The 14,266-nt window shown below is 46.4% G+C and carries 11 protein-coding genes and 1 riboswitch; of the genes, 3 read left to right on the top strand and 8 right to left on the bottom strand.

Translation table 11 applies throughout. From position 1 onward, the window contains the following. Positions 1-129: 129 nt before the first annotated feature. Positions 130-867 carry an MBL fold metallo-hydrolase gene (locus tag AC58VC_RS25410; RefSeq protein WP_497372558.1) on the bottom strand — a complete coding sequence of 246 codons (738 nt, stop codon included), beginning with the start codon at positions 865-867 and terminating at the stop codon, positions 130-132. A 99-nt stretch (positions 868-966) separates the two neighbouring features. On the opposite strand from AC58VC_RS25410, the gene AC58VC_RS25405 reads away from it, so the two are divergent. From AC58VC_RS25405 to AC58VC_RS25395, 3 genes are all read left to right on the top strand, one after another. Continuing rightward, complete coding sequence (locus AC58VC_RS25405) at positions 967-2,709, top strand: sensor histidine kinase (protein WP_497372556.1); 1,743 nt, start codon at positions 967-969, stop codon at positions 2,707-2,709. Positions 2,710-2,780: 71 nt separating this feature from the next. After that, a riboswitch (purine riboswitch) is annotated at positions 2,781-2,879 on the top strand. Between the two features lie 58 nt (positions 2,880-2,937). Next, positions 2,938-4,371 (top strand): NAD(P)/FAD-dependent oxidoreductase, encoded by a 1,434-nt coding sequence (locus AC58VC_RS25400; RefSeq protein WP_497372776.1) that lies wholly within the window; start codon positions 2,938-2,940, stop codon positions 4,369-4,371. 168 nt (positions 4,372-4,539) lie between these two features. Then, entirely contained in the window at positions 4,540-4,890 is a 351-nt protein-coding gene (locus AC58VC_RS25395; RefSeq protein ID WP_497372554.1) for a LytTR family transcriptional regulator DNA-binding domain-containing protein, read from the top strand. A gap of 942 nt (positions 4,891-5,832) precedes the next feature. Here AC58VC_RS25395 and AC58VC_RS25390 read toward each other — a convergent pair. From AC58VC_RS25390 to AC58VC_RS25360, 7 genes are all read right to left on the bottom strand, one after another. Next, entirely contained in the window at positions 5,833-6,201 is a 369-nt protein-coding gene (locus AC58VC_RS25390) for a hypothetical protein (protein ID WP_497372552.1), read from the bottom strand. 130 nt (positions 6,202-6,331) lie between these two features. Next, positions 6,332-7,588: an MFS transporter gene (locus AC58VC_RS25385; RefSeq protein WP_497372551.1), complete on the bottom strand. Its 1,257-nt coding sequence runs from the start codon at positions 7,586-7,588 to the stop codon at positions 6,332-6,334. A 6-nt stretch (positions 7,589-7,594) separates the two neighbouring features. Then, complete coding sequence (locus AC58VC_RS25380; RefSeq protein ID WP_497372549.1) at positions 7,595-8,035, bottom strand: MarR family winged helix-turn-helix transcriptional regulator; 441 nt, start codon at positions 8,033-8,035, stop codon at positions 7,595-7,597. A 149-nt stretch (positions 8,036-8,184) separates the two neighbouring features. Then, positions 8,185-9,543 carry an MATE family efflux transporter gene (locus AC58VC_RS25375; protein ID WP_497372547.1) on the bottom strand — a complete coding sequence of 453 codons (1,359 nt, stop codon included), beginning with the start codon at positions 9,541-9,543 and terminating at the stop codon, positions 8,185-8,187. A 315-nt stretch (positions 9,544-9,858) separates the two neighbouring features. Next, positions 9,859-10,944: a lactonase family protein gene (locus AC58VC_RS25370; RefSeq protein WP_497372545.1), complete on the bottom strand. Its 1,086-nt coding sequence runs from the start codon at positions 10,942-10,944 to the stop codon at positions 9,859-9,861. Positions 10,945-11,016: 72 nt separating this feature from the next. Continuing rightward, positions 11,017-11,667, bottom strand: a complete 651-nt coding sequence (locus tag AC58VC_RS25365; RefSeq protein WP_497372544.1) for a DUF2238 domain-containing protein — start codon at positions 11,665-11,667, stop codon at positions 11,017-11,019. A gap of 90 nt (positions 11,668-11,757) precedes the next feature. Next, positions 11,758-14,199 (bottom strand): HAD family hydrolase, encoded by a 2,442-nt coding sequence (locus AC58VC_RS25360; protein WP_497372543.1) that lies wholly within the window; start codon positions 14,197-14,199, stop codon positions 11,758-11,760. Between the last annotated feature and the right edge of the window lie 67 nt (positions 14,200-14,266).

Raw genomic sequence — 14,266 nt, 5'->3', positions numbered from 1 at the left:
CCGCTTACATACTGGAATGTCAAGGTATTCTCAGAAAACATGAGGCCACTTCTGTTGCCTAACGGAACATCTCCAAGCATGCCGCATAGCACACACTACACCCTCTCCACTTTCACACATCCAGCTCGCCTACCACTCATACACTCGCAATGGCTCAGCCAAACGAAGTTGTTGCTTGCCATGAAACTGGTCACGCGCATCCGCGAGCACATAATCATCTACATAATGCATGAGCAGCATCTTCTCCTGAATGGATACAGGGAGCGTTAGAAGCTCCTCAAGTGACGTATGCGACGGCAGTTGATCCTCCTGCATATGGCATTCATGGAAGATCGTTTGCACCTCACTGGCAATCTCTGCTAGAAACGTTTCATCTAACCTCGTATCCCCACTAAAATAGAAATATGGCTTACAAAGCAGGCCATAGCTAAGCATGTCCGGCACATGCTGCGTCCGAATAAGCTCGAACCGCTCCCCCGCGATCTCAAAGGCATTTTCCACGCATTCCACGTCAAAATAGTCCTCAAGAACTCGCTTCCCTCTCGTGGTTAACTCCAGCCCATGGCGCAAAACTTGCCATAGATCAGCTAGCAGCCCTGTAGGCACATAAAGCTTCGGCTTGATTTTGCCGGGATACACCCGATGAAACAACGCCAGCTTCGACAACCCATTAATGTGATCCTCATGCAAATGTGTGACGAAAATATGCTCCACCTCATTGAGCTTCATCCCCATTTGATGCAAACTAGCATGATTCGACTCTGGAAAGTCGATGCACAGATGGGTATCTCCAAACGTGAGTAAAGCGCTGTTATGACCTTGCTCGACACTAAAGCCATCACCACAGCCCATAAATGTTAATTTCATCCTACCTGCCTCCGTTTCAGGGTCCTCATAAATTGATACGCTATTGCCAAGGAATTTGTAATATGATAGCTGTAGATAATTGACATTTAGGAGGACAACATGAATTCACCGCACAAACCTAAGCCAAAAATCCAACTGCGTTCCTCGCTCTTTATCCTCATGATTTCGTTAATCATTGTACTACTAACCGACAGTGTATTCTACACATACTCGAAGCGAATGCTGTCATCGGAGCTTGAAACTAAACTGGAGTTAATTGCCGATAACATTGCCATTTCCATTAAACATTCCAAAGCTGGCGAGAAATATGTTGAAAATCTGATTGGACAAAATTTGCGAACGGCCTCATTAGCTTTGCAGTACAAGCTTGATCCGGACATCGAAAAAGTAACCAATGAAGAGCTCGTCGCTCTCAGCAAAGAGCTGATGGTTGATCATATTACACTTATGAAGCGCAGTGGCGATGACATCATTGGCTATAAATCCACGGAGCCGAAAGAAATCAATATGAGCACCAAGAACTGGAGCCGAGACTGGTTCAAAGCTTTTAATCAACTGCTTGATACCAAAGAAACCAATGTCAAAACTGGCCAAGCCTTACCGAATTATTGGTCAGGACCGATGAATACCTCTATGTCAGATCCGCAATATGTGGACAAATGGGGCTATTATTATGATGGCCGAACGAATTACATCCTTGATCCTTATGTTCACGATACATTCTTCCGTGATTATCAACGGGAAACGGGTGTGGATGCCGTTATCAATGAAATCATTCACGGCTATACCGACCATGGTGCCAAAGAAATTGCTGTTTTTAACCCGCCCATTTTCCTTGGACAGCAGGAGCAGTACAAAAAAGAAGGCTATACCTGGTTCACTGACCGGGAAATCTTATTCGGCTCCTACACCATGAAGGATCCGCGCGATCAAGACTTGGTGCAATCGGTCTTACAATCAAAGCAAACCCAGCGGCTGCTCACCAACATTGAGGGTAAAACCTACCTCAAAATGTTCATCCCGCTCCAACTGGATATCCCTGTCGTAATTGGACTTACGGCTGATTATGAGAAAGTACAGAACTCCCTTAATCAGCAGCAAAGAAACCTGCTGCTTCTTATCGCTACTACCGCTATTATTGCTTTCATTCTTGTCATTCTGAGTTTTCGTTTCATCAACCGCAATCGCGAGGCCACCGCGGAGAGCGTTCAAGACGTATACGTTGATCATATCGGATCACTATTCCGCTCCATGAAGGAGCAACGGCACGATTTTAATAACCATGTAGCGACTATTCATTCTCTCGTCCACCTCAAAGAGTTCGAAGAGCTGAGCCGCTACACCGCTGATCTAATCGGTGAAACGACCGCTTTGAACGATATTATCCAAATCAATGTGCCGGCACTATCTGCTATTGTTCAGTCCAAAGTCATTCAAGCCGTTGAGCGCAAAATTACCTTTCAGCATGAGGTTGCCAATCTCAAAGATACTCCGCTTGGGGCCGTAAAGGCAACGGACTTGGTTCGAGTCATTTCCAACCTAATTGATAATGCGTTCGATGCTGTCTCCCAGTCTAATAAAGAAGGGGACAAGCAGGTTCGACTAGTCGGTTATGCAGATGGGCGTTCCCTAATCTTCCATGTCATCAATAATGGTGCGCAGATTCCCAATGATATTCTCGGACGAATTTTTGAGCCTGGTTTCTCGACCAAGAATCCTGATGACCTTCACGCTGGTTTAGGGCTAAGTATCGTCAAGCAACTGGTCGACAAGTATGATGGAAGCGTTCGGGTAAGCTCAACGGAAAGCGAAACAACCTTCACAATTACCATTGAGGTTTAAGTATTTAACGAACATTATCCGATTGACAACATAAAACGTTCGTATTATGATGGTTGTGGCAATAAGAAACTGCCACATACGTCATAATCGTTCGTATATCCTTGAGAATTGGCTTAAGGGTCTCTAGAGGAAGCCATAACTTCCTAGCTACGACGGGTTCTTGCTTTTGCATACCCGTGTGGCTAGGTTTTTTTGCGTCCAAAAATGAATGTTCCAGAGGAGATCGCAATGAACGCTTATGATTTGATCGTAGTTGGTGCAGGACCTGCCGGTATTTTCGCCTGTTATGAAATGACACTGCTTCACCCTGCCGCTAAAGTATTGCTCGTCGACAAAGGCCATGACATTTACCATCGCAGTTGTCCGATTCTGGAAAGCAAAATCAAGCTATGTCCTCCTCCAGCCGGTAAAAAGGAGTTCTCTGGCTGTCTGCCGGCCTGTTCCATTACTGCTGGTTTCGGAGGTGCTGGCGCTTATAGCGACGGCAAGTTCAACATCACCACAGAATTCGGTGGTTGGATGACGGATTTATTACCCCCCAGCCAAGTCATTGATTTGATTCGATATGTGGATCACATTAATCTAGACCATGGCGCTACGGAAAATATCACGGACCCGACCACCGAAGCTGTGAAAGATATTGAGCAGCGTTCATACGCGGCAGGACTTAAGCTGCTTCGCGCGCAGGTCAGGCATCTAGGCACCGAACAGAACTTAATGATTCTGAAATCCATCTACGAATACTTGAAAACACGAATCGACATGCAGTTCAAAGCTGAAGTCGACGACATCATAACGATCAAACGGGAAGACAAACATATCATTCAAGGCATCCGCTTCAAAGATGGCACGGAGATCCATAGTGATCATGTGATGCTAGCTCCAGGACGGGACGGTTCCGCATGGTTAACGCAAGTGCTGAAAAAGCGCCGCTTGAAAATGTACAACAACCAAGTCGATGTTGGCGTGCGTGTAGAAACATCTGATGTCGTGATGCGTGAAATTAACGAGCATTTGTATGAAGGGAAATTCATCTACAATACCTCTGTCGGCACACGGGTACGTACCTTCTGCAGCAACCCATCCGGCCATGTTGTTGTCGAGAATCATAGCGGCGTAATGGCCGCGAACGGTCACTCTTACAAGGATCCGGCCCTTGGATCCAGCAATACGAACTTTGCTCTGCTCGTTTCCCACAAATTCACTGAGCCGTTCGATAAGCCGAACGAATATGCGCGGGAAATTTGCAAACATGCGAACGATTTATCAAGCGGCGGCGTCATTGTACAGAAATTCGGAGACATCATGCGGGGACGCCGCTCCACAGCGGATCGAATTCGCGAGGGCTTCCTTGAGCCTACTTTGGCGGAAGCTGTTCCTGGCGATCTAGGTCTCGTTCTGCCTTACAATACAATGAAAAGCTTAATTGAAATGATTCACGCTCTTGAAAAAGTAACCCCAGGTATTGCGGCTGAACATACCCTCTTTTACGGTGTTGAAGCGAAATTTTACTCCGCTCGTCCGAAGCTCAGCGAAAGCTTTGAGACTGAGATTAAAGGCCTTTTCTGCGGTGGTGACGGTGCCGGGATTACAAGAGGATTAGCGCAGGCCGGCGCGGCTGGCGTATGGGTGGCACGCAACGTGCTTGAACGAATCAAATAAGCATTAATGCTGTTAAATATTTCCTAGGAAATATATGATCGCGGATCTCCATTTTTTAAGATGGAGGTCCGTTTTTTACATGAAAAACACTTTAAAAATCCAAATAAATGCGGTATAATGAAAACGTTCTCAATTGTAAGCGTTATCATTTTAAAGGGGGATAATAAAATGACTGTAGCGCTCGAAACAAGAAACAGCTATGAAAATTTCGTACTGGAGAAAGATATTATGTACTTCCGGGTCGGAGAGCATGGGCTGGTCTCTTTTCATGGGAAAAACTTTCACATTAAAAAACGGATGTCCACAGAGCAGATTATAGAGATCACAACGGGCGGCGCTTTTTTCAAGGTGAATACAGATTGCTATGTGAACACACATAAAATTGTTCAGATTCAAGATGGCAAAGTGTTTTTTGAGGTCAAAGGCGCTGATTCCAAATACACCTCGGTTACCAAACTACGCCAATACCGTTTGAAAGAAATTGTGCAGCAGCACAAAGCGGAAGCAGCGAAGAAGTAATCGCCGCTTGGTAACTACAAAAAAGCTTAGTTAGATCCATGTTGGGGATCTGGCTAAGCTTTTTTGTTAATGAGATATCTGGGCAATGCCGTTGGCGGCCCTGTTGCATCTACCCTTACTTGGCTTCTGGCGCTATGAGGGGAAAGAAATTCGTTGCAACAGCGTTCTATGTTGTATTTTGTACAACCATTTAGCTGCTAATGGGCTTCTGCATGCCTCTATATTGTACTTTATACAACGATTTAAGCGGTAAGCTGTATACATCCCACCTTTTCGGAACAAATGGTTGTATTTTGTGCAATGAGAGACCGAATTGGCAGTCAGATCCCGCTTCTTTGTTGTATATAATACAACATAGGCCATGGACTTCGACCTTGCTGCCTCATCCCCCTAATTTTAGCGGAAAATAGTGCTGCTAATTTGTTCATTTCGGCTAGCTCCGCCAACGCACATAAGAAAAACCTAGCCTCCGCTAGGTCCTCGTCTTATGTCCTGTGTTTTATTTCTCTTACTTACTTCACTTACTACTTCACTTTTTATTTCTCCACACCATCCTTCTCTTATATTCTCCACTCAACTTACCTCTCTACTGCACCCTACCTTTTCTGGGTAGTCAATCATGCTAGAAGTTAGCGTACTTCCAGCTCTTATTGGACAAAATCCAATGAGAACGCCATGCAGACGTGTTCATTCTTCTTTTCGTTGGATGAAATCCAACAAGGGCAGCTAAAATGGCGCTGAACCCCCACAAAATTCATCCCTGCGTTGGATTTCATCCAATGAGAACGCCATTTAAACGTCAAAAATTGCCTGTTCGTTGGAATTCATCCAATGAGCAATGAGCTTGACTCTCCTCAGTCTGCCGCCCCCATCGATCCCACCTGAAACAAAATGTAAAAAAAGAGTCAGCGATCAAATCGCTGACTCCTTTATGTGGTCCTGCTATGAGATTTGGGCGAGTGTCTCTTGTTGATGTTCACGGATCAGAAAACGTATGTATTCCACAGTCGTGTCTTTTACCTTCTTAGCTTCTTCCAAAGTAGCAAAGCTGTACTCCGCATAATCCGTGCTTCCGTACTTCTTCAACTCTTCATAATTCATACCCAGTGTGGAAAAGTTATGAACTAGCTCGTAAGGTGTCTTAGCATCGACATTTTGCACGAAAATATCCTTGGAAAAGAAAGAGCCTTGTTTCTCTACTTTGAAGATGACACGAAAAGGCCTGTCCTTATCCGACACAAAGCACTTGATAACCACGTCAATCTCCATCGTTTTATAATCCACAGCGTTTACAGGATCTTGCTTTGGCATATGTTTAGGTGAATACATCCATCTTTTCAAAAACCCTAGCACAAGATTACCTCCCCAATAACGACATGAATATAAATCATATTGTAATGGAAACGCTTCTAATTGACAATCCAAAATATGGATAAAATGGTTATATGGCCTCAATCGATTTTTTCTCGGCTGTTTTGCGAAATTTCCAGATAATAATTAAACATAAAATACCCGTCAGTAACCCGCATACGACAAAGGCCCCATTCGCTCCAAAACGATCTGCGACATAACCGGCAAATAAGCTGCCAAACGGTGTAGAACCGGCAAATACGAGCGCATAGACACTCATAACCCGCGCGCGATACTCCTCTTTCGCATTCATTTGAAGATTGGAATTGCTATTCGTGGCGAACATAATATTGAAAAATCCTGTTAAAGCCAGCACTCCCCCACACAGCCAAACAGACGTACTAAGCCCATTTAGAATTAGGCAACTAGCAACCACCAGGCTGGCGATTATGCTTATTTTGACCCGTGGGCCTCTCTTACTGCGAAATGACATCGTTAGCGCCCCTGCAAAAGAGCCGATTCCAAGGCATGACATCAGGGTACCGTATGTGGTCTCGCCCAATTGCAAGACATTTCTCGTGAAAACTGGAATGAGGATATTAAAGTTAAAAGCTAAAGTCCCAATCACCGTCACGAGCAGGATCGTCTGAGCTAACACTGGATCTCTTGCGATGTATACGATTCCATCTTTAATCTCTTTGAAAACGCCCTCTCGCGAAGTTTTCTTCCGGACATAAGGCGCTGCTTGAATTTGGAGTATGCCATACAACACAGCTATGAAACTGACTCCGTTAAGCAAGAAACACCAACCTGCTCCAAGCCAAGCCATCATCACTGCGCCAATAGAAGGCCCTACAATCCTTGCCATATTGAACGTCGTGGAATTGAGCGCAATGGCATTCATTAGATCTTCTTTTCCAACGATTTCAATGTTAAAAGCCTGCCTGGTCGGCATATCGAGCGTATTATTAAGCCCCAGTAAGAGAGCGAGTACAATGATATACTCATACCTCACCGTGTCTGTCAAAACAAGCGTTGCCAGCGAAAAAGCAAGAATCATGGAAACCGTCTGCGTGACCAAAAGGATATTCTTCTTTGGAAATTTATCTACGATAATGCCCGCAAATAGTGAAAATAAAAGGATCGGTAAAAATTGGCAAGCGGTGACCAAACCAAGCTTGAGCGGCGAACCTGTAAGCGTTAGAACGAGCCAAGACTGCCCGATATTTTGCATCCATGTCCCGATAAGCGATACACATTGCCCTGTCCAAAGATATCGATAATTACGATGAGTTAAAGCATGGAAATGTCGATCAATAAAAACCGAACCTGCTGCCCTCATATTCATTCTGATTTACGCCTCCTCTGCGAACCTTGCTGCATTATTGCCCATTTTCTCCAAAATGGTTAGTGCCAATTGCTTCTCTTCTTCCGACAGACCATCGGTCAAACGCTCCCGCCAATCCGTTAATACTTTACGCACATCCTCCTTGATCAAAAGAGCCTTTTCAGTCAGATGCACTTCGTTGCATCTTTTATCCTTTTCGCTGACCGTGCGCGTTATGTAGCCTTGCTCTTCTAACTTTTTCAGCGCTTTTGCCGTCGTACCTTTATCGATCTTCAGATAGTCCGCCAGATCTTCTTGCGTGAGGCCATCTTCCTTATAGAGCGCATTGAGAAAAATATGCTGCCCCTTACCGATTTCGTACGCTTTCAGATGCTCACCAATGTACATTTGTCCATACCTGTATAACAAAGAGATCCACCTGGGAATGGTATTTCGGGCATCAATCATAATCCTATCTCCTTCCTTCCTGCAAAAATGGTGGGACTGACCGAATCGTTGCACTTGCCACTAATTCATCATACGCTCGATTAGTTGCATGCGCAACCAATTTTTCAGCTAAAATAGACCCTTTTTAGGGGGCCTTGTTTTATTGTTGCTCACAAATGAGCGGTCATGCCGCTTGTAGAAACAGCTGCTTTCGGCAGCTTTTTACGTGCCATCCAGCGCCTCTGAGCGAGGAATCCGCGGATCGCTTCGTCAAATATCATAGCGATATAAACGCCGTGAAGCAGCCATCCGAATTTTAGACCGAATACGTACGTGCCTCCAACCGCAAAAATCCACATAACGCCAATGCTCACATACATCACAAATTTGGTGTCTCCGACGGCATTAAGGGCATTATTAAGCGGCATATTCCACATTTTGAGCGGCTGCAGAATCAAATTCATGGCCATGACACCAACGACGATCGTGATAATTTGGTTGTTTTCAGTGAATGCCCCTACGATATGTTTGCCTAATAAGAATAATAAGAGCGTATTGGCAACCACGACTAATTCGCCCCAGAATAACGCTTTATAGAGACTGCGATAAGCTTTCTCCATCTGCCCTGCACCGAATAAATGCGCAACCTGAATTTGGACCGCCATCGCAAATGACCAGCCGGCCAGGAATGAGAAAGACTCCATCGTATTTAAATACGTTCTAGCCGTAAGCTGCTCTGCGCCCATGGTGGCGACCATCGAAAAAAGGACGACCTGGGACAACGTCCATGAAGCTGAGCTAACAGCCATCGGGAGGCCAACTTTCGCCACCTCTTTCAATAATCCCCGGTGGAATACGCGCAGGTCACTCCAAGTAATAAGTGAGGTGAAGGTTTTGCGGAAAATATAAAAAAGCACGAATAACGCAATCACGCGACTTCCTACAGTTGATAGGGAAACGCCAAAAAGCCCCCATTTTGGTAACCCCAAAGCACCAAAAATAAACACATAATTGCCGATAATATGGATGATGTTCATACCGATAGCAACAAGCATCGTGCCTTTCGTATTTCCTGTGCTGCGGATAATGGTGCTTAAAGTTAATACGGCGGCCATGACGATCGTTCCACTGCCCACAATTTGAATATACTGCCGTGTCATCTCATGAAGAGAAGTCGGGACATGCAGAAAATAAACGAACAAATCCACACCGAAATAAAGCAGCAATGAAACAACGACACCCAAACCCATCGTTAATGTAAAAGCCATCGAAGCCACTTTCCGCGCTTCTTCCTCTTTGCCTGCTCCAAGTTTCTGTGAGATGACTATGCCCGCTCCACTGGATATAAGAACGAATAGCATAATGACAGCTTGGAAAAATTGATTGCTGATCCCAACGACTGCTACCGCATCATCCGAAATCCGGCTCACCATCAGCGTATCCGCTGTGCCAATCATAAATTGCAGAAATAATTCAATCATTATCGGCCAAACAAGCCCGAATAACGTCATTTTCTTTGCGGTTTCCATAACGGTTTCCTGTTCTTAACATGATTGTGTACACGCGTTCACCATGTACATACAATGATCTATTGTAACAACTGTTCATGAGAAGTCAATGCTTTTTGTTGCATAAGCTAAGGAGGAGTCGCAGAGGGGGCTGGAATGACGTGCTTGGCGGAGCTAGGGTGCATAGAAATGTAAAAATGCAAAAAGTGCATCAAATTTGACGAAATCCTCCATTCAATGGGGAAATCGTATAAATTTGATGCACTAAATACATGATTATCTCCTAGAATCACGATAACACGCTAATTTGCTGCACTTTTTACATGATTGCTAGAGCTAGAGAAACTTCAAGCAAACCGGCCGCGATACCGCCGCCGTTTGCCCGGTTTCCTGCAGCATCCCCGACTCCGCGTCAACGCGGAAAACCGTGATGCTGTCCGAGCCCTGATTCGCCGCAAGCAGGAAGTCTCCCTGCGGCGTCAGGGCAAAGTTCCGCGGCGTCCGCCCCAGCGTCGCCTGCCAACCCACGACGGACAGCGTGCCGCTCTGTCCGTCAACCGCATAAACCGCGATACTGTCGTGTCCGCGGTTCGAGGCATACACATGCCGGCCATCTCTGGAGAGATGGATGTCCGCGCATGTGCTTTCGCCGCTGAAGCCTTCCGGCAGCGTCGAAATGCTTTGGAGCGCGGTCAACGTTCCCGCGCTCGCCTCATAAGCCAGCACAGTCACCGTGCTGTCCAGCTCATTAATCGCGTACACGAAGCGGCTGTCCGCGCTGTACACCAAATGCCGCGGGCCTGCACCCGGCTTCACCGCTGTTTCACCATGCGGCTGAAGCGTGCCTCCCTCCGCGTCAATGCGGCTCACGATCAGCCGATCGAGGCCCAGATCGGCGGAAATCGCATATCGATTGTCTGGCGCCAGCACAATCGAGTGCGCGTGCGGACGCTCCTGGCGATCCGTCCGCGGCCCTAAAGTACCTTCATGCTTGACCAACTGCGTAGGCTCGCTCAGCCCTCCACCCTCTTCAATCTTATAAGAAGTGACACTTCCGCTTGAATAATTGGCCACGAAAACAGCACTGTTCGTCTGATCAACGCTAATATAACAAGGAGCAGTCCCGCCGGTAGCCTGCTGGTTCAATTTCGTCAGCTTCCAAGTCCCAGCTTCGATAGCATATGCCGCGGCTGAGCCTCCGAAGCCGCCAAGATAAGTATCTGTCTCACTGACTGCGTATAAGACAGTCCGGTCAGCGTTCAGCGCAAGGAACGAAGCGTTAGGCAAATCGGTATACGTGTCGAGCAGTGTAATTGCTCCAGTTTGCCTATCGAGTCTAAATAACGTAATCCCCGTCTTATGCTCGTCGTTCGTATAAGAACCTACATAACCAAACATTTCTTTCTGTCCTTCAACTGACACCAGCAACCAGCCTCCACATTTGTGAAATATATTTCTCGAACTACCGCACTGCTCTTCAAACTTCTCTTCACACTACTCCTCAAACCACTTTCGCCTACGACCCAAAACTGCCGTCATCACCATCGCTATAACAGACCCATAGAGCGCTAGCGCCATGTCGTGATGCGTATCCCACTGATCTCCTTGCGTTCCAAGAAATAACGTACCAATTTCCGGAGCAACAAGCAAAGCTACCCACATTTCTATAAGCTCATAAAAGGCTCCTAGCGCCAATATAATAACGCAGGTCATCACATAAGGCCATCTACGGCTTAGCTGCGTCCACGCACTCATAACTTCCCTCAACGGGTAGGCGAGCAGCAGCCCAAAACTGAAGTGCACCAAGCGATCATAATTATCACGTTCCGTATGCATAATCAGCTTCAGCCAAACATCCACGATGTTCTCGTTATACGAATAATGAGCTCCTACAGTATGCAGTGCCAGAAACAAGCCAATTAACGCATAAGAAAAATTGGAGAATGTTATAAGCTTATAAGTGCTGATGAGGGCAATAAGCGCGGCCCAAATCAACAGATTTTCCAATACCCAATCGAACCTGCTGTAAGGAGCAACCGCCATCCATATCCACAATCCGGCATAAATGACGATCATCGCGTGCAAAGGCCAATTCGCTCCAAAGGTTCTTGCCTGATTCCGCCCTATGTTTTCCTTCTCTTTCATGGCTGAGCCCCCTAGTTTAGCTTATAAACTTAGGTTATCTCGCCACAGTCTTTTCCAAAAGTACTAACTTTATGTAGTACTGAGCCTAATCTAAGGACGAAGCTGGTAAAGTTTTGGTGTTAGTTCTGAGCCTTCAAAAGCTTGCAGAATCTGATTCGGATAAGCTTCAAGCTCGGACAACGTTGCGATCAGGAATGCAGGCGCAGTCTTTCCGGACGCCTCTGACAATACCCTTGTCTGCGCTAATGTCTTATAAGAAAAACGCCCCCAAGGAGCCGTATTAGCCTCTACAGCCGGATCGATCCAATAGGGAATATGTATGCCGTGAAACCAAGCAGCCTTAAGCACCTGCTCTGCAAATGCACCCGTTCCATACAACATTAAAGAGTGAATACCGTCTTTTTTAACCCGTTGAAGGGTATCGAAAATCATAGCCTGACTGCCAAATCCATCCGCCAGCTGCACATAATAATGATACAAATAGTATGGAAACCTTCTGGTTGCCATACCCTGCGGCCAATTCACATTCAAGACTGTCGGCGCATAATTGCAGCTATTCAGAAATGCCTCCGGGCCTGCCAGGTACCATTCTTCGGCCACAGCTCCACAAATCGGGGCAATGAACGCCGTGCAGAAATTGTCCTGATGCGTCAAATCGCCCAAAACTCTCGCCTCTTCTGGCTTCGGCATAGTTAGCACGCGGTGCAGCGGCTTGCTCCACTCTTCCGGATGCGTGGACGCTCGTGTTAGTCGTCCATTTTTTTGTTGAAGCAGGTACGCATAGTAGCCTTGGAACGCAAGCGCTCCTTTTTGACAGGCTTGTTTTCCTGCGTATTCTTCCTCCGTTCTGTGCAGTTCTGCTTGCACCGGGCTTATTGCGCCAGACTCGTCTGCAGCATAACGCAGCGTTGAGCCGAAACCGCCCATCATGAGCTCCTCCAAAAAAGCCGGCGTCCTCGCGATCCGCCTCCCCATCTCGCTTCCACCACTGCCTGAGCGCAGCATGCTGCGAATATCCATGCCTTGAAGACGGAGCTCATCCAGCCGATTCGTGCCAACGGCAAGCAAATGTTTCATTTCCGGCTGCTTTCCCGCGAGTCTCACAATCTTTTCTAAAGCTCCTTGAATCGTTCCCTGAAACCCGATATCAACCGTCACTAACCGCTGCGGAGAACCAAACTCCTGTGCCAGGTAGCCTACCAAGAGCTGCCTATGGCGTTCAATCGACGCTAAGAGCTTACTTTGCCCAGATTCACTTAGTAGATAATTGCACAGGAAATCATAAATAGTTAAACCATTATCGTCAGTTATGTACTTGCATGCTTCAATTGATTCTTTCATGTAGGCTTCGAAATGTCCATCTTCCAAACCAACATCCAATACGTCGAAAAGCTCTCCCACTTTCAAACCTTGAATACCTAACAAATACGCAAGCTCATCTTCCCCAAAATGCTCCAGTCCCGCCATAAAAGTAGCTTGTCTTGACACATATATCGGCTTCACTTGAAGCTCCACGCCTCTCAAATACGCAGCTTGTTCAAGCATCGGAGCTAACAAATAGGCTTCCCTCATCAGCGGGTTCACACAAGTGATGCCCTCTTGGACGCAAATATCAAGCACCCACTCACACAATGTGTGCAGGAAAGGCCCGATCACATCCGTGCCAAATTGGTATAAACTCCGATCCTTTTCTTCGCTTCCAGCCGCCATATCCGAAGCTGCAGCTAGCTTCCGCAATGACTTCCATTCCGGCAGCACATCCCCATGTCTGATAAATTCCCAATGATGGATGCTTTCAAAATGCTCCAGAATAACAGGATAGTGCAGCCCTCTGATCCCTGCTTTGGCTGCTCCCTCCACATCTGCTGCCACATTGTCGCCAATATGTACGATAGAATGATCATCGATTTGCGGATAAAATTGTTTGAGCCTAGCAAACAGATGCCCTGACGACTTCCCTTCGTGCTCCTCCGACGAGACGAGCAGCGTATCCACCTGAGACAGATCAAGACCTGCTGATGCAAGAATTCGCCGAAGCTGCTCTGACGACAAATACATATCCGATAAGAGCGCTACAGGAATCTGCTCTTTTTTACAGGCATGCAGCAAGGAGGTTATGTGCGGGTTCACATAACAAACTTCCGCTTCGACTTCCACTTCCAGCCTGGCAAGTTCGTCTCTACAGCAAATCGCGTCCGGTATTTCCTCATAAATAAGCTCCAACGTCACTTCACCGAAGCCTGTTCGAGCAGTTTGCTTTGCACGCGCTTTGTGCTCGGCACGAATACGTATTTCTTTGAATGCTTCCGGGGATACATGCGTTTTCAGTGAACCGTTATGATGGGCTTGCATGGCAATTTTCGAAAATATATCAGCTGGATTCGCGCAAGAACGAAATAGCAGCGTGTCAAAAATATCCAGACTTAACAGCCGAATATCCTGTAGTTGTCCAATTAAGACGCTCAAATAACGATCTTTTTCCCATAAAAACAGATCAGTCGGGCTTACCCGTGTATACGGTTCCTTTGGCATCTAGAGCCTCCTTCGCGTTTGGCACAAGCAGCAACTTGCACAAATGTATTTGAGAAGTATGACGAAT

The organism is Paenibacillus sp. J22R67, assembly GCF_059692175.1.
This window is presented reverse-complemented; position numbering and strand designations above follow the sequence as displayed.

What these genes read in the sequence shown, in the direction of transcription:
- AC58VC_RS25410 (WP_497372558.1), bottom strand. Translation starts at nt 867, where the DNA reads ATGAAATTAACATTTATGGGCTGTGGTGATGGCTTTAGTGTCGAGCAA.
- AC58VC_RS25405 (WP_497372556.1), top strand. Translation starts at nt 967, where the DNA reads ATGAATTCACCGCACAAACCTAAGCCAAAAATCCAACTGCGTTCCTCG.
- AC58VC_RS25400 (WP_497372776.1), top strand. Translation starts at nt 2,938, where the DNA reads ATGAACGCTTATGATTTGATCGTAGTTGGTGCAGGACCTGCCGGTATT.
- AC58VC_RS25395 (WP_497372554.1), top strand. Translation starts at nt 4,540, where the DNA reads ATGACTGTAGCGCTCGAAACAAGAAACAGCTATGAAAATTTCGTACTG.
- AC58VC_RS25390 (WP_497372552.1), bottom strand. Translation starts at nt 6,201, where the DNA reads ATGCCAAAGCAAGATCCTGTAAACGCTGTGGATTATAAAACGATGGAG.
- AC58VC_RS25385 (WP_497372551.1), bottom strand. Translation starts at nt 7,588, where the DNA reads ATGAATATGAGGGCAGCAGGTTCGGTTTTTATTGATCGACATTTCCAT.
- AC58VC_RS25380 (WP_497372549.1), bottom strand. Translation starts at nt 8,035, where the DNA reads ATGATTGATGCCCGAAATACCATTCCCAGGTGGATCTCTTTGTTATAC.
- AC58VC_RS25375 (WP_497372547.1), bottom strand. Translation starts at nt 9,543, where the DNA reads ATGGAAACCGCAAAGAAAATGACGTTATTCGGGCTTGTTTGGCCGATA.
- AC58VC_RS25365 (WP_497372544.1), bottom strand. Translation starts at nt 11,667, where the DNA reads ATGAAAGAGAAGGAAAACATAGGGCGGAATCAGGCAAGAACCTTTGGA.
- AC58VC_RS25360 (WP_497372543.1), bottom strand. Translation starts at nt 14,199, where the DNA reads ATGCCAAAGGAACCGTATACACGGGTAAGCCCGACTGATCTGTTTTTA.